We start from the raw sequence: 14,090 nt of genomic DNA on the forward strand, positions 1-14,090 counted from the left end.
TATTATGAGAAAAACAATCAACCGTAAATTTAAAAACAAGGAAGAAGGCTTTACACTGATCGAAATGCTGCTGGTGCTGCTCGTTATTTCCGTGCTGATTATACTTATTATTCCGAACATCGCCGCCCAGAGCAGAAACGTCCAGGACACGGGATGTGAGGCGCAGGTGCGCATGGTCCAGAGTCAGATTGAAGCTTATACGCTGAACGAAGGCGGAACACCTGCAACAATTCAAGATCTTGTACCTGACTATTTAACAGCTGAACAGGTCAGCTGCCAAAACGGCGATACAATTACGATAACTAATGGCGAAGCCACGAGACAGTAGCGGCTTTACGATGATGGAAATGATGCTAATCCTGACGATTGTCAGCATCATTTTATCGATTTCCGTGCCGCATCTACCTGTATACCGGCAGCACGATCTTGCGGATGAAATCGAAAATATCAGCTATGTATTCCAGGGTGCCCAGATGAATGCACTGGCAAAACAAGAGTCATATACAGTATTTATGGAATATAATAACCAGTCTATTACAGTACGCGATAAAACACGCACTGTTATTTCACATTATGAGCTGCATGCATGCCGGCTCGAAGATTTCGGCATGAAGCAGTTTTCCTACAGGCCGAGCGGGGACACGAGTGCTTTTGGCACAGTGTATTTATCCTGCGGAGAGAAAAACGTTAAATTTATTTTTCAGATATTGAAGGGGAGGTTCCGTATTGAACAATGAAGGCTTTCTGCTCTACGACAGCATGGTGGCGCTTTTAATATTTACTGTCATCGTTCTTATGCTGCCCGGGCTTATCTACATTTCCGTTCTCGACGGAGACAGCATGGCACAGCTGAAATTTTACCGCGAACTGTATACTTTAAGCAGCCGCTATGATTCCTCCGCCGATTATATCAGTAAGGCTGAAGAACTATTTAACAAGGCGGGGGTGCCATGTGATGAACGGCTCAAAAAAATATGCAGCTGACGGTTTTACCTATATGGAAATGCTGCTGTCGCTTATGACTGCAGCACTGATTATGGCAGTCATGCCGGCGGTGATAGCTTTGTTTCAAACACTCGAGCTGCAAGAGGATTACTACGACACTGATATCTTCACACTGGATATTATGGAGACATATAAGGCATCCCGGAAAATTGAAGCTGCCGGCACAGCTGTTCACTTTACAACAGACAGAGGAAAGATTACCTACAGATATTCCAGCGGCAGAATTATTAAAAGTATCGAAGACGAGGGGTTTGTTACTTTAATGTTTAATATCGAGGAATTTATTACTGCTGAAACAAAAGAAGCGGTAAGTCTGGAGTTGAAAGGAGCAGCCGATGAGACATTTATCTTCAAAAAATGACGGATTTTTCAGCCTGTCAGTATACTTTTTACTTATATATTTAATCGGAGTATACTATCATTACTATAATAGGTTTCAGCTGGTACTGGATATCCGTATGAATTTAATTGAAATTTATATTTCAAGAATTGATCAAATAATAAATTAGGTGAATGATAATATGATATTAATCGGTTTTATGGGGTGCGGCAAAACGACAATCGCACATGAACTCGGCATACAGTTAAATAAAAAAACAATAGACCTTGATGATGTGATTCCAAAAATTGCGGGACAGCCGATTCCGGACATTTTTGCGGCTGAAGGAGAAGCGGCATTCAGAGAATACGAATTTCAGGCGCTTCAGTCGATATTGAAAGAAAATGCTATTATTGCGACAGGCGGTGGAGTCGTTACTTATGAAAAATCATATGCGCTGCTGAAAGAACTGACAGACATGCCGGTGTTTTTCTTAAACGCACCGTTCGATGATCTGTACAGCCGGATTCAGGAAGATGATAACCGTCCGCTCGGCAATCAGGATATTGAAAAAGTACGGGCACTTTACAATTCGAGACTGGATAAATATTCAGCGCTTGCCGACAGGGAAATCAGCACTTCAAAGACTGTTGCAGATACAGCAGCTGAAATCATAAGCTATATGGATGATGGGAATTTTAAAGCCTAAGTATTCAGCTTGCCATTTTAAATAAATTATGAGTATAATGAATACGGATTCACAAGACAGTTACGGATGAATAATACTGGAGAGAACGCGTTCAGCGTCGCCGAAGGAGCAAGCCCCTGCGGGGTGAATCTCTCAGGCAAAAGGACAGTGTTGCGACGTAATCCTGAAGATTATTTCAACAGGACAGCGATTATTCACTGTCCTGTTTTATTTATTTGAGGAGGAAATTGTAATGAGTGAGTTAAAAAGAACACCTTTAAATGAGTACTACCACGAAAACGGTGCTAAACTGGTCGATTTTGGCGGCTGGGAAATGCCCGTTCAATTCTCAAGCATCAAAGAAGAACACACAGCAGTAAGAGAAGATGTCGGTATTTTTGATGTCAGTCACATGGGAGAAATCCGTGTTACAGGCAGCGAGGCTGAAGAATTCTTAAACTATGCACTGACTAACGATGTTACGAAGTTAACAGATGTAAAAGCTCAATACACTACGATCGCTAACGAAAAAGGCGGGGTCATTGACGACCTTGTTATATACAAGCTCGCTGAAAATGATTACCTGCTGATTCCAAACGCAGGCAATACTGAAAGCGACTTCGCTTGGCTTAAAGCTATCGAAGGATACGATGCAGTTGTGGAAAACGTATCAGCGGACTACGGTCAGCTTGCAGTGCAGGGGCCAAATGCAAGAGCACTGGTACAGAAATTCACAGAAACTGATTTATCCGGCCTTAAAATGTTCAACTTCGTAACTGGCGCTCAGGTGGACGGCAAAGATGTAATTATTTCACAGAGCGGATACACAGGAGAAGACGGATTTGAGCTTTACTGTAAACCGGAAGATACAGTAGACCTGTGGAAACTATTTGTAGACAACGGCGCTCTTGAGTGCGGACTCGGCGCCCGTGATACACTCCGTCTTGAAGCAGGACTTCCGCTTCACGGCCAGGATCTGTCACCTGAAATTACACCGCTTGAAGCACGTATCGGATTTGCTGTGAAAGTGGATAAGGGCGACTTTATCGGTCAGCCGGCCTTAAAAGAACAAAAAGAAAATGGTGCACCGCGCCGTCTGTCGGGCTTTGAAATTACGGGCAAAGGAATCGCGCGTACAGACTATGAGGTTTATGACACCGAAGGAAACAAAGTAGGGTACGTAACAAGCGGAACGCAGTCACCGACAACGAAACGTTCAATCGGTTTCGCTTTAGTTGATACTGATTTTTATGAACTGGATAAAGAATTCATAATCAAAGTGCGCAATAAAGATGTGCCTGCAAAATTCGTTAAAACACCATTCCACAAAAACTAAATGATTAATTATTTTAAAAGCCTGCAGCTTGATGCTGCAGGCTTTTTGTCTGATATTTTTTCTTTATCTCGACGTAATCTGTTCGTTTGGACGAATAACTCAAAATACGCCAAAAACCAAAAAAAGACGCCTGACCGCAGCCGGTCAGGCGTCTTTTTGTTATTTTAACGGTTTTTAGATTTAATTTTACCTGTCCATTTAGCAATTCCCTGCTTTAGAACGTTGATGTCCTTATGGCCGTCTTTTTTCAGCATACGAGCCGCGCGCAAGGCAGTACGCCCGTTCTGATCATATAAGTAAACCGGCTTATCTTTTCTAATACCGCCTTTTTTTAACTGGAAGGACGATATCGGCATATTTCTCGCTCCGAGTATATGGCCGTGTTCAAATTTTTCCTTCTCGCGTAAATCAATCAGCTGCACTTTGCGCAAATCCTGATTGAATTCTGTCTCAGACAGCATGTTCACGCCTCTCATACTTAAAAATGCATTTATCACCAATGCGATGATGACAACTGCCAGAATAATTAAAGCAATAATCCAGCTTTCCACTTAAAAACCTCTCCTTGTATATGTGTATTATTTTCTCCGCTGTTTACGCTTTGCTTTGCGTAATGCTTTTTTATATTTTCTCTGATCTTCAGTTAAGATAAAGAAATAATAAATGCCGTATAAAATTGCAGCTATCACTAAAAGAAAAATTAATGAATTGACAATCATACCGAGCACGAGATCAAGATTCATCAGAAGCCCGATTGCTGCAACAATCAAAACGATAATCACCAAAGCTCTTTTCACTTTTTATCACTCCCTAAAAGATGGTTGAATGAATGTATTGCAACTTCAACCTGATCGTTCTCCGGCTGTTTTGTCGTTAAATACTGCAGCCACAGGCCCGGCAGCCCGAGATACTTCAGCACGGGCACCTCTCTCAGCTTGTTCGTCAGCTGCAGCACTTCAAAAGACAGTCCGAGGACGACGGGTATCAGCAGAATTCTGTTAATCACTCTCACGTAAAGCGGATCGACGGGAACAAACATGTAAACGATGAAGCCGACCAGTACGGTAAACAGTATAAAGGAACTTCCGCACCGGTAATGCAGTCTCGACTGTGCCTGAACGTTTTCAACTGTCAGCGGCTTATCTTCTTCGAAGCAGTTAATGACTTTGTGTTCAGCACCGTGGTACTGAAACAGTCTTTTAACCATCGGCGTCAGCGAGAGCAGGTATATATAGCCAAGCAGTATAATCAGCTTAATCAGTGTTTCAAGGGCTACCTGTCCGAATTTCCCTGTAATCATACCGGAAAATACTTCCGCGACAAACACCGGTACCAGTGTCAGCACAAATTTACCGATCAAAAAGGTAAGTATACCGATAATCACAGTGGAAAGCACCACTTTCGCTGTATTTTTCGAATTTTTTTCTTCTGCTATTTTATAGTCTTCCGCCGGATTCCGGTCGTATCGGTCCGCAGCAAAATCCATATGTTTCATGCCAAATACACTGGCTTCAAGTATCGCAACATTCCCGCGGAGAAGCGGTATTTTTTTCAGTTTGGCCAAAAGCGGCTTATCCGGCCGCGGCATATCAAAATAATCGATTTCTCCATTCGTCCGCCGGATGGCTGTCGACATATGGGTTTTTGACTGGAACATGACGCCTTCAGGCACTGCCTGGCCGCCGTATATCGGTTTAGTCATAGGCTTCATTCTTTCTACAAGTATTCTGTCGCCGACTGAAGCCTTTCAATGGCTTCGTTAAGCAGCTCATCATCTTCAGCGGCCAGTGCATCCGCAATCTGGTTTACAGCTTCAGTAATTTCTTCATTGGCGAGTACAACATTGGAATGTTCGCGTTCAAGCACATCGGTAAGTTCCAGTTCACCGACAGCAGCCTCATACTTCTCGACAGTATCCGTTACAGCGTCTCTGGTTTTTACAACATCTCCTGTATTGAGCTGCTCGCCGTTCCGGTAGGCAGTAATATATTCGTTCATTTTATTCAGATTTTCAGTAATCCCGCCAGCATATTCCGTGACGGTCTCCACATATTTTTCGACATTGGGATTATCCCGGTCGCGTTCGAAATTTACAATCTGCGTATCGAGGTTTTCCAAATGCAGAGCCAGCTGCTGATTGCGCACCTGTTCAGTCTGCAGCAGCCCTTCCAGTTCACTCTTGTACTCCTCTTGTTCAATAAGAGTCTCTTCCGGTGAACTGTTTGAACATCCCGCAGCCAGTAATATTAGTATCGTTGCAGATAATCTAAGTTTCATCGCACATTCTCCTATATTTCATTAGACTATTTTAACATGTTAGCGTTAAAATATAAAAAGAAAATGAAATAGATATTAATTTCATGTAAAATGATAATGGAGAGGTGGCGGAGAAATGATTAAATTTGATAAAGTACAGCAGTTGCTGGAGAGAGAAAATCTTGATGCATTACTCGTAATGAGCAGTTACAACAGACGGTATTTAAGTAATTTTACCGGCACGAGCGGGGCACTTGTTATTACACCGGAGAGAAGATACTTAATATCCGACTTCAGGTATAAAGCACAAGGTGCTGAACAGGCCAAAGACTTCGAATTTGTGCTGCAGCAGGGAGGCCTGCTTGATTTCATCGCATCATTTATGGAATCGAAAAATATTAAACGTATTGGTTTCGAAGGGGAGCACGTAAACTACAATACATACAGTAAGATTAAAGACGATTTTGAAGTGGTGCCGTTAACAGGCGAAGTAGAAAAAATCCGCTTAATTAAAACAAAAGAAGAAGTGGACTTAATTCAGAAAGCATGTGAAATTGCAGACCAGGCTTACGAATATATTTTAACTTATGTCAAAGAAGGCATGACTGAAATGGAAGTTAAAAATGAGCTTGAAGCGCACATGACCAAACTTGGAGCAAGCGGGCCAAGTTTTGATACGATAGTTGCAAGCGGTCACAGAGGAGCACTGCCTCACGGTGTTGCTTCTGATAAAGTGATTGAATCCGGCGATATGGTAACACTGGATTTCGGTGCCTACTATAAAGGATATGCATCCGATATTACACGTACTTTCGGTGTCGGTTCTGTCTCTCCGGAAATGGAAGACATATACAACGTCGTGTTGGAAGCTCAGCTGAAGTCGCTCGAAGAAATTAAAGCGGGCATGACCGGCAGCGAAGCAGATGCAGTAGCAAGAGACGTTATCAAGAGCTACGGCTACGGCGAAAACTTCGGCCACTCACTCGGCCACGGCTTCGGTCTCGAAGTTCACGAATTGCCAGGCCTCGCACAACAAAGTACAATGACTCTAGAGCCTGGGATGTGCGTGACTGTAGAACCGGGTATTTATGTAGACGGTCTTGGCGGCGTGCGTATCGAGGATGATACAATTGTCACTGAAACCGGACTTAAAAAATTAACACACAGCAGTAAAAAACTGTTTATCGTATAAGACGGACAGATTATTAGGAGGAAAATCATGATTTCAGTAAACGATTTTAAAACTGGTCTTACAGTAGAAGTAGACGGCGGTATCTGGAGAGTTTTAGACTTCCAGCACGTTAAGCCTGGGAAAGGCGCGGCTTTCGTCCGCAGTAAATTAAAAAACCTGCGTACAGGCGCAACACAGGAAAAAACTTTCAGAGCAGGAGAAAAAGTCGGCAGAGCTCAGATCGACAACCATAAAATGCAATATCTGTATGCGGATGGCGACAGCTACGTGTTCATGGATAACAACACTTACGAACAGCTTGAAATTCCGGGCAGCCAGCTGGAATATGAGTTAAAATTCCTGAAAGAAAATATGCCGGTCGCAATTATGATGTATGAAGGCGAGACACTCGGAGTAGAACTTCCGAAAACTGTTGAGCTTGAGGTTATCGAAACAGAACCGGGAATCAAAGGCGACACTGCGAGCGGTGCGTCTAAATCAGCAACACTTGAAACAGGGGTTACTCTGCAAGTGCCTTTATTTGTTAACCAGGGCGATATGCTCGTTGTTAACACTGAAGAAGGATCTTACGTTTCAAGAGCGTAGTCATTTTAAGAGCAGTCGGATTTACTGCTCTTAATTAATACTTGAATTGGTATGACCACCTATGTAAAATGTAGACATATTATTTTATGGGAGAGTAAAACTAATGAATTTAGAACAAGTCGATTCTTTAATTGAAAAAATGGAGCGCGCATCGCTTACTGAAATTTCATATAAAGACAAAGATGTGGATATTAAACTTAAAAGAGAATTAACACCGGCAGCTGCACCAGCGCCTCAAACTGTACAGACACAAAGCGCACCAGCGGCGCAGGCTCCGGCTAAAGAAGCTCAGCCTGAAGATGAAGGCCTTGTTGTCAGAGCACCGATGGTCGGGACTTTTTACAAAGCACCTTCACCTGAAGCTGAAGCATACGTTAAAGTAGGAGACACAGTAAGCAGCACATCAGTCGTTTGTATTTTGGAAGCGATGAAATTATTCAATGAAATACAGGCAGAAGTATCCGGTGAAGTTACAGAAATTCTAGTAGATGACGGAGATATGGTTGAATACAATCAGCCATTATTTAAATTACGATGATTAAAAAAGTATTAATCGCAAACCGCGGTGAAATCGCGGTAAGAATCATCCGTGCCTGTCACGAACTTGGAATCGAAACTGTCAGTATATACTCTGAAGCAGATCAGGATAGTTTACACCGGAAACTAGCGACAGAATCTTACTGTATCGGGCCAAAACTTTCAAAAGACAGCTACCTGGATATGATCGGGATTATTACGATTGCTCAGTCAACAGGCTGCGATGCCATTCACCCGGGTTACGGTTTCTTAGCTGAAAACAGCGATTTTGCAGAGATGTGTGAATCATCGAGTTTGATCTTTATCGGACCGATGTCTGAAACGATTTCTCTAATGGGTGTAAAAGATGTCGCGAAGAAAACGATGATTGAAGCGGATGTTCCTACAGTGCCGGGCAGCGACGGTGTAGTGAAATCACTGGATGACGCTTATGAAATTGCTGAAGACATCGGCTATCCGATTATTATTAAAGCAAGCCACGGCGGCGGCGGTAAAGGAATCAGAGTCGCACGGAACAAAGATGAGCTGACACAGAATTATAAATTAACAGAGCAGGAAGCTGAAAGTGCCTTCGGCAATAAGAGTCTTTATATTGAAAAATATATTGAAAACTTCCGCCATGTTGAAATTCAGGTCCTCGGAGACTATCACGGCAATGTCATTCATTTAGGTGAACGTGACTGTACAGTTCAGCGCCGTATGCAGAAACTCGTAGAAGAAGCGCCGAGTCCGGTCATCAGTGACAAAACGAGACGCGAAATGGGAGAAACTGCAGTCCGGGCAGCGAAAAGCATCGATTATATCGGTGCCGGCACGATTGAGTTTATTTATGATTTAAACGACCATAAATATTACTTCATGGAAATGAATACACGTATTCAGGTTGAACACCCGGTAACGGAAATGATTACCGGCGTAGACCTTGTGAAATCGCAAATACGTGTGGCAATGCATGAACCGATTCCTTATAAACAGGAAGACATTAAATTTGAGGGTCACGCCTTTGAATTCAGAGTCAATGCCGAAAACCCGTATAAAAACTTTATGCCGTCGGCAGGGAAGATAACAGAATTCCTTCAGCCGGGCGGATTTGGAGTGAGAATGGATACTGCATCATATGCAGGCTATGTCATTCCGCCGTACTACGATTCAATGATTGCGAAGCTGATTGTACACGGTAAAAACCGTGACGAAGCAGTACAGACAGCAAAACGCGCGCTCGGTGAATTCCAAATCTCAGGCATCGATACGACAATTCCGTTCCACCAGAACATCTTATTGAATGACGCATTTTTAAACAATGATTATAATACAAATTTCCTGGCAGAACAGGATATTATGAAGTAGCAGTTAAAATAATCCACTTTTTCATTATTAAAATGAAGGAGTGGATTTTTATATGAACTTAACAAATCAGTATAATAATTAGTTAAATACTTTTTCGTTCAATTATAATAATGCATTCCTAAACACTATAAAATTGTCAAGTAGAAAACAATCATTTATAATAATATAAAAGGAGTGGTTATTTTGCGAAAAACTAATATGAATAGTGCAAAGCGACTCAACGGCAGTAAAAATGGATTTATAAAGATTTCACTACCTACTAAACATGGATCTAGCAAAGCTTTTGTTTCAAGACACACACTAGGTAGAAAGACAGCTGTATGGAAATCTGTCCGAAATATCAGTACTGCAGAGCGTCTGATTCACAATGATAAAAAGCAGCCTAAACAAAAGACAAATCAAACAATAGACATACAAGAATTTGATGATTTATTAGTTCAATCTCTAGGTGAACGTTCTGAAATTATTAAAGCTCTATCCAGAGTATGAGTAACTCAAATGGAAAAAACGTCAAATATCTAACTGCTGAACAAATTACAAAAATAAACCGGTTTGTCATATGAACTAAAAAAATTCATTACTGGACATTCTCTTTAACTTTTAAATTCTCACAAAATAGTACTAACATTTTAGTAGAACAGAATATTATGAAGTAGATGATTAAGACCGTCTTTTTATTCCTTTTGGAATAGGGAGACGGTTTTTATCTTTTTCTTTTTAGGGTAGATATCAGTAAATCACAGGAGGAGGATTTACAAATGAATAATTTCCTTGAAGTATTTAATGATGAACTGAAAAAAGTGCAAAATGAGGAACAGGATGATGGTTCTCAAGTACAGCACGATGATAATTATTTTGAAGAAATTGAAAAAGATCTGGGTGAGATTCCCGAGATTTACGCACCGGTAATTGAAATAATTAAGCAAAAGTTTGATGATACTGCAGAGATAAAAAGTCCGAAAGATTATAAAGCAGGGGAAGAGATAACGATAAATTATAAAGGCAGCACTGCGATATCTTATCAGCTGCAGAAAAATAAAGTATCTTCAAATGTTCCCGCGGCCTACAGAATTAAAATCGGCGGTAAATTGCAGCTGCCGGATATGCTGGTGCAGACGAATGTGAATGGTCATTATTATTACTTTGAAGATAAACACACGTCGACAGAAGACAGAGATAAAGATGATCTTGTCGGTATTCCATACCAGGATGCGGACGGTGTGGTTGAAACCGATCAGTTTGAGAGAGTATTAGAGAAGCATATTGTAAGGCTGGCGAGATATGTGGGACAGAATAATTTGTAGAAACTATGCTCTTCTAAATCATTATTAACAGATTGACTGGCTTTTTCAGCCGGTCAATTTTGATTCAATTATCCAGTTTATATTTTTATAATAAAATTAGTTCATTGCGGAGCAAAGCACTCAATTACCACCTTCCACCTGTTTTCCGCAGCTTATTGACTAGAACCGTAAATAGACATATATTTAAAGTAACAAAATACAGCTTAAAGACTTTTCCGAACGGAGTCAGCGGTTTATCGATCCATTCAGCAAACCATTTAATATTACCCGCGTCACGTGATATAATAAAAGAGTGAGGTGATTGTATGATTTTACAAAATCATAATACAAATTTGGGCAGCATCGAAATCTCCAGTGAAGTCATTGAAGTAATCGCAAGCATTGCGGTTGAAGAAACTAAAGGCGTTCACTCATTGCAAAATAATTTTGCCAGTGGTAATATCGAAAAGATTGGGAAGAAATTCCGAGGCCGCGGTGTGAAAGTCGAGACTAAAGATGGTCAGATTCACATTGCGATTTACGTCGTATTATCAACTGACAGAAACGTTCACAGCGTAGCTGAACGTATTCAGGAAAATGTTAAACAAGCTGTAAATGATATGCTCGAAGTCACAGTTAACGAAACTAACGTGCACATCGTTAATATTATTAAATAAGTTAATAGAATAGGTTTAGGTGTAAGCATGAAGAGACATGAACAAAGAAAGAAAGCATTTCAGCTGTTATTTCAAATAGATAAAAACGTTGTTGAGCTGAGAAATGCCCGTTTTTACGAAGTCTATCAGACTGAAACATTTGTTAAATCGGTGATCGATTACTATATCCAGAATCAGGATCAGGTAAATGATGAAATCAGCCGTTACTTAACAGGGTATACGATTGATCGTATATCAAAAGTAGAAAGAAATATATTACGTCTCGCGGTCAGTGAACTGCAGAGTCATGGTGCACCTGTAAAAGTTGTCATTGATGAAGCGGTGAAAATCGCCAAAAACTACGGTGACAAAGACAGCCATCGTTTCGTTAACGGGGTATTGAAGAACTTTGCCGTACAGAATGAAGGTTAGGTAAAATGGATAGTACAAAGTATTTATCAGTTCAGTCATTAACAAAATATATTAAATATAAATTTGAAAAAGACCCGTACCTGCAACGGGTCTTTCTTAAGGGTGAGCTGTCGAATGTGAAACATCATACGAACGGCCACATTTATTTTTCTGTTAAAGATGACAGATCCGTCATCAGTGCGGTTATGTTCAGATACGATGCTGAAAAACTGAATTTCAAGCCCGAAGAGGGGCAGAATGTCCTTCTGGCAGGAAATATTACTCTGTACGAAGCCCGCGGGCAATACCAGATTTACGTTAAAGAAATGCAGATTGACGGTATCGGCCAGCTGTTTTTAAAGCTGGAACAGAACAAAGAGCTGCTGAAGAAAAAGGGCTACTTGAATCCGGAGCACAAAAAGGCGATTCCTGCTTTCCCGGAACATATCGCCATCGTCTCCTCATCGACGAGTGCAGCGATTAAGGATATGATCACCACCTTAACCCGCAGATATCCGCTCGTTAAGGTTACTTTATTAAATACATATGTCCAGGGCGGCCGCAGCCAGGAGAGTGTTCTTACAAATCTTAAAAGAGCGGACTCACTCGGCGCGGACACAGTAATTCTTGCCCGGGGCGGAGGGTCGATTGAAGATCTGTGGACCTTTAATGAATTGGAAGTCGCACTCGCAGTATTTAATATGGATACGCCGGTAATAACAGGGGTAGGCCACGAGACAGATATTACGCTCGTTGACTATGTCAGTGATCTCCGGGCGCCGACACCGACTGCTGCAGCTGAACAGGCTGTGCCTAATATCAGAGATTTAAATCTCCGTCTAGGCGAGCTCGGCAGGCAGGCGGATAATCTGATAATGACAAAAATTGACCGGTCCAGAAAACAGCTGGAAGGGCTGGCGAATTACTACAAGTTTAAAAATCCGAATTTATTATATACAGAAGAGACTGGAAGGCTGCGAGATTTAACCGCGTCACTTGATAATTATATGTCTTCCTCGCTGCTCGAAAACCGGCACATGCTGGACAGGCATATGTCTTCCTTGTCCTACAGCAGTCCGTCACCTCTTATAAGAAACGGGCAGGCGGAACTTCTGAGAACAAAAGATGAGCTGAAACGCCGGATAAAAGCGGTGCTCGGCCGGAAGATGGAACACCTTTCAGGAAACATTAATGTGCTGGAATCAGTCAGTCCGGTTCAAGTATTAAAAAGAGGCTATTCTTATACAACGTTTAATAATAGAATAGTAACGGAAGCAAAAAACTTAAAAGTTGGCGATGTTATTGAAACATCATTTAATCGAGGCACAGTCAGCGCGAAAGTAACTGAGGTGAATACAGATGACTAAAAATGATCAGACTTTTGAAATGAAAATGACGAGACTGGAAACAATCGTTAAATCGCTCGATGAAGAGGAAGTATCCCTGGAAAAGTCGCTGGAACTTTATCAAGAAGGTATTAAACTTTCACAGGAATGCGATAATATATTGAAAAATGCCGAGTTAAAAGTTGAAGAACTCAATAAGGATACTGATAACGATGGAGAATAAAAACAAAGCTTATATCGATAAAGTGAAATCCCATATACTTCTGCATCTGAAAGAATATCAGCATTCTGAAACAATTTACGAGGCGAGTAAATATTCCGTTGAAGCCGGCGGCAAAGGACTCCGTCCGCTGTTGTTATTTACTGCGCTGGAGGCACTCAACACAGACGTCTCAAAAGGTGTCAGTGCGGCATCCGCGATTGAGATGATTCATACTTATTCGCTGATTCATGATGATCTGCCTGCCATGGATAACGATGAACTGAGACGCGGCAAGCCGACAAACCATGTCGTCTTCGGTGAAGCGGCGGCAATTCTTGCCGGCGACAACCTGCTCAATGAAAGTATTAATGTGCTTGCGAAAGACAAGGCATTATCAGCAGAAGTCAGAATTAAACTCGTTGAGATAATTTCTTCTGCGAGCGGCCAGTCAGGCATGATCAGCGGGCAAATGCTCGATATCGAAGCGGAGAAACGGAAAACATCGCTTGATGAACTCGAAAAAATACATGCTTACAAAACCGGTGCGCTGATTAAAGCACCTGTGACAGCAGCGTGCATTATTGCCGGTGCGGAACCTCAGGTGACCTCGCGTCTTGAGGAATTCAGCGAAGTTATCGGCGTCCTGTTTCAGATTAAGGATGATATTTTAGATCTTGAAGGTAATCCTGAAATTACAGGTAAGAATACGGGCAGCGACGCGAAAAAAGGCAAAGTGACCTATGTGAGTGAACTTGGGTTAAAAGGCGCTAAGGCTGCCTTGAATGATAAAGAAGAAGAGGCATACGGCATCCTAGACAGTCTGGATGGATTAATAGCGACAGCGGGATTACGTAAAATCGTTCAGATGTTTGCTGAAAGAGATCAATGATAATTCATATGTCAGTATGAATTATCATTTTTCTTTTT

21 protein-coding genes and 1 riboswitch are annotated in these 14,090 nt (G+C 41.6%); of the genes, 17 read left to right on the plus strand and 4 right to left on the minus strand.

From position 1 onward, the window contains the following. Positions 1-4 precede the first annotated feature (4 nt). The 6 genes from comGC to gcvT all read left to right on the plus strand — a co-directional run bounded on the left by comGC (position 5) and on the right by gcvT (position 3,348). Positions 5-328, plus strand: coding sequence for a competence type IV pilus major pilin ComGC (gene comGC / locus IR135_RS03410; protein ID WP_135096734.1), 324 nt, complete (start codon positions 5-7; stop codon positions 326-328). Beyond that, complete coding sequence (locus tag IR135_RS03415) at positions 306-737, plus strand: prepilin-type N-terminal cleavage/methylation domain-containing protein (protein WP_135096736.1); 432 nt, start codon at positions 306-308, stop codon at positions 735-737. Before comGC ends, IR135_RS03415 begins: the two co-directional genes overlap by 23 nt. Beyond that, positions 727-984: a hypothetical protein gene (locus IR135_RS03420; protein ID WP_135096738.1), complete on the plus strand. Its 258-nt coding sequence runs from the start codon at positions 727-729 to the stop codon at positions 982-984. Before IR135_RS03415 ends, IR135_RS03420 begins: the two co-directional genes overlap by 11 nt. Next, positions 956-1,366 carry a hypothetical protein gene (locus IR135_RS03425; protein WP_135096740.1) on the plus strand — a complete coding sequence of 137 codons (411 nt, stop codon included), beginning with the start codon at positions 956-958 and terminating at the stop codon, positions 1,364-1,366. Before IR135_RS03420 ends, IR135_RS03425 begins: the two co-directional genes overlap by 29 nt. 160 nt (positions 1,367-1,526) lie before the next feature. After that, entirely contained in the window at positions 1,527-2,033 is a 507-nt protein-coding gene (locus tag IR135_RS03430; RefSeq protein ID WP_135096742.1) for a shikimate kinase, read from the plus strand. A 66-nt stretch (positions 2,034-2,099) separates the two neighbouring features. After that, positions 2,100-2,191: riboswitch (glycine riboswitch) on the plus strand. Positions 2,192-2,265: 74 nt separating this feature from the next. Continuing rightward, positions 2,266-3,348 (plus strand): glycine cleavage system aminomethyltransferase GcvT, encoded by a 1,083-nt coding sequence (gcvT, locus tag IR135_RS03435; RefSeq protein ID WP_135096744.1) that lies wholly within the window; start codon positions 2,266-2,268, stop codon positions 3,346-3,348. A 164-nt stretch (positions 3,349-3,512) separates the two neighbouring features. Here the strand turns inward: gcvT and IR135_RS03440 are convergent, their stop codons facing one another. From IR135_RS03440 to IR135_RS03455, 4 genes are read right to left on the minus strand one after another with little or no spacing between them, the layout of a single operon-like run. Next, the gene (locus tag IR135_RS03440) at positions 3,513-3,899 is read right to left on the minus strand and encodes a rhodanese-like domain-containing protein (RefSeq protein WP_245954122.1); all 387 of its coding nucleotides are present in this window, start codon (positions 3,897-3,899) and stop codon (positions 3,513-3,515) included. A gap of 27 nt (positions 3,900-3,926) precedes the next feature. Then, a complete protein-coding gene (locus IR135_RS03445) occupies positions 3,927-4,145 on the minus strand; it encodes an SA1362 family protein (RefSeq protein WP_135096746.1) in 219 nt (72 codons plus the stop codon). Further along, complete coding sequence (locus tag IR135_RS03450; protein WP_228063401.1) at positions 4,142-5,059, minus strand: DUF1385 domain-containing protein; 918 nt, start codon at positions 5,057-5,059, stop codon at positions 4,142-4,144. Before IR135_RS03450 ends, IR135_RS03445 begins: the two co-directional genes overlap by 4 nt. A gap of 5 nt (positions 5,060-5,064) precedes the next feature. After that, complete coding sequence (locus IR135_RS03455; protein ID WP_135096749.1) at positions 5,065-5,625, minus strand: hypothetical protein; 561 nt, start codon at positions 5,623-5,625, stop codon at positions 5,065-5,067. Positions 5,626-5,740: 115 nt separating this feature from the next. Here IR135_RS03455 and IR135_RS03460 point away from each other — a divergent pair, with 115 nt between their 5' ends. From IR135_RS03460 to IR135_RS03510, 11 genes are all read left to right on the plus strand, one after another. Next, positions 5,741-6,796, plus strand: coding sequence for a M24 family metallopeptidase (locus IR135_RS03460; protein ID WP_135096751.1), 1,056 nt, complete (start codon positions 5,741-5,743; stop codon positions 6,794-6,796). 27 nt (positions 6,797-6,823) lie between these two features. Beyond that, positions 6,824-7,381 (plus strand): elongation factor P, encoded by a 558-nt coding sequence (gene efp / locus IR135_RS03465; RefSeq protein ID WP_115884359.1) that lies wholly within the window; start codon positions 6,824-6,826, stop codon positions 7,379-7,381. 103 nt (positions 7,382-7,484) lie between these two features. Further along, positions 7,485-7,919 (plus strand): acetyl-CoA carboxylase biotin carboxyl carrier protein, encoded by a 435-nt coding sequence (gene accB, locus IR135_RS03470; RefSeq protein ID WP_135096753.1) that lies wholly within the window; start codon positions 7,485-7,487, stop codon positions 7,917-7,919. Then, entirely contained in the window at positions 7,919-9,265 is a 1,347-nt protein-coding gene (accC, locus tag IR135_RS03475; RefSeq protein ID WP_135097094.1) for an acetyl-CoA carboxylase biotin carboxylase subunit, read from the plus strand. Before accB ends, accC begins: the two co-directional genes overlap by 1 nt. A 183-nt stretch (positions 9,266-9,448) precedes the next feature. Next, positions 9,449-9,754 carry a hypothetical protein gene (locus IR135_RS03480; RefSeq protein ID WP_135096755.1) on the plus strand — a complete coding sequence of 102 codons (306 nt, stop codon included), beginning with the start codon at positions 9,449-9,451 and terminating at the stop codon, positions 9,752-9,754. 269 nt (positions 9,755-10,023) lie between these two features. Further along, on the plus strand, positions 10,024-10,569 hold the full coding sequence (locus IR135_RS03485) for a hypothetical protein (RefSeq protein ID WP_135096757.1): 546 nt from the start codon (positions 10,024-10,026) through the stop codon (positions 10,567-10,569). A 305-nt stretch (positions 10,570-10,874) separates the two neighbouring features. After that, positions 10,875-11,225, plus strand: a complete 351-nt coding sequence (locus tag IR135_RS03490; RefSeq protein ID WP_115884355.1) for an Asp23/Gls24 family envelope stress response protein — start codon at positions 10,875-10,877, stop codon at positions 11,223-11,225. Positions 11,226-11,252: 27 nt separating this feature from the next. After that, a complete protein-coding gene (gene nusB / locus IR135_RS03495; protein WP_135096759.1) occupies positions 11,253-11,636 on the plus strand; it encodes a transcription antitermination factor NusB in 384 nt (127 codons plus the stop codon). Between the two features lie 5 nt (positions 11,637-11,641). Next, entirely contained in the window at positions 11,642-12,982 is a 1,341-nt protein-coding gene (gene xseA, locus IR135_RS03500) for an exodeoxyribonuclease VII large subunit (protein ID WP_135096761.1), read from the plus strand. After that, positions 12,975-13,184, plus strand: a complete 210-nt coding sequence (xseB, locus tag IR135_RS03505; protein WP_115884352.1) for an exodeoxyribonuclease VII small subunit — start codon at positions 12,975-12,977, stop codon at positions 13,182-13,184. Before xseA ends, xseB begins: the two co-directional genes overlap by 8 nt. Then, complete coding sequence (locus IR135_RS03510) at positions 13,174-14,052, plus strand: polyprenyl synthetase family protein (RefSeq protein ID WP_135096763.1); 879 nt, start codon at positions 13,174-13,176, stop codon at positions 14,050-14,052. Before xseB ends, IR135_RS03510 begins: the two co-directional genes overlap by 11 nt. Positions 14,053-14,090 lie beyond the last annotated feature (38 nt).

The organism is Jeotgalicoccus nanhaiensis (genome assembly GCF_015235105.1).
GTDB lineage: Bacteria > Bacillota > Bacilli > Staphylococcales > Salinicoccaceae > Jeotgalicoccus > Jeotgalicoccus nanhaiensis.

What these genes read in the sequence shown, in the direction of transcription:
- comGC (WP_135096734.1), top strand. Translation starts at nt 5, where the DNA reads ATGAGAAAAACAATCAACCGTAAATTTAAAAACAAGGAAGAAGGCTTT.
- IR135_RS03415 (WP_135096736.1), top strand. Translation starts at nt 306, where the DNA reads ATGGCGAAGCCACGAGACAGTAGCGGCTTTACGATGATGGAAATGATG.
- IR135_RS03425 (WP_135096740.1), top strand. Translation starts at nt 956, where the DNA reads ATGAACGGCTCAAAAAAATATGCAGCTGACGGTTTTACCTATATGGAA.
- IR135_RS03430 (WP_135096742.1), top strand. Translation starts at nt 1,527, where the DNA reads ATGATATTAATCGGTTTTATGGGGTGCGGCAAAACGACAATCGCACAT.
- gcvT (WP_135096744.1), top strand. Translation starts at nt 2,266, where the DNA reads ATGAGTGAGTTAAAAAGAACACCTTTAAATGAGTACTACCACGAAAAC.
- IR135_RS03450 (WP_228063401.1), bottom strand. Translation starts at nt 5,059, where the DNA reads ATGAAGCCTATGACTAAACCGATATACGGCGGCCAGGCAGTGCCTGAA.
- IR135_RS03455 (WP_135096749.1), bottom strand. Translation starts at nt 5,625, where the DNA reads ATGAAACTTAGATTATCTGCAACGATACTAATATTACTGGCTGCGGGA.
- IR135_RS03460 (WP_135096751.1), top strand. Translation starts at nt 5,741, where the DNA reads ATGATTAAATTTGATAAAGTACAGCAGTTGCTGGAGAGAGAAAATCTT.
- efp (WP_115884359.1), top strand. Translation starts at nt 6,824, where the DNA reads ATGATTTCAGTAAACGATTTTAAAACTGGTCTTACAGTAGAAGTAGAC.
- accB (WP_135096753.1), top strand. Translation starts at nt 7,485, where the DNA reads ATGAATTTAGAACAAGTCGATTCTTTAATTGAAAAAATGGAGCGCGCA.
- IR135_RS03485 (WP_135096757.1), top strand. Translation starts at nt 10,024, where the DNA reads ATGAATAATTTCCTTGAAGTATTTAATGATGAACTGAAAAAAGTGCAA.
- IR135_RS03490 (WP_115884355.1), top strand. Translation starts at nt 10,875, where the DNA reads ATGATTTTACAAAATCATAATACAAATTTGGGCAGCATCGAAATCTCC.
- nusB (WP_135096759.1), top strand. Translation starts at nt 11,253, where the DNA reads ATGAAGAGACATGAACAAAGAAAGAAAGCATTTCAGCTGTTATTTCAA.
- xseA (WP_135096761.1), top strand. Translation starts at nt 11,642, where the DNA reads ATGGATAGTACAAAGTATTTATCAGTTCAGTCATTAACAAAATATATT.
- xseB (WP_115884352.1), top strand. Translation starts at nt 12,975, where the DNA reads ATGACTAAAAATGATCAGACTTTTGAAATGAAAATGACGAGACTGGAA.
- IR135_RS03510 (WP_135096763.1), top strand. Translation starts at nt 13,174, where the DNA reads ATGGAGAATAAAAACAAAGCTTATATCGATAAAGTGAAATCCCATATA.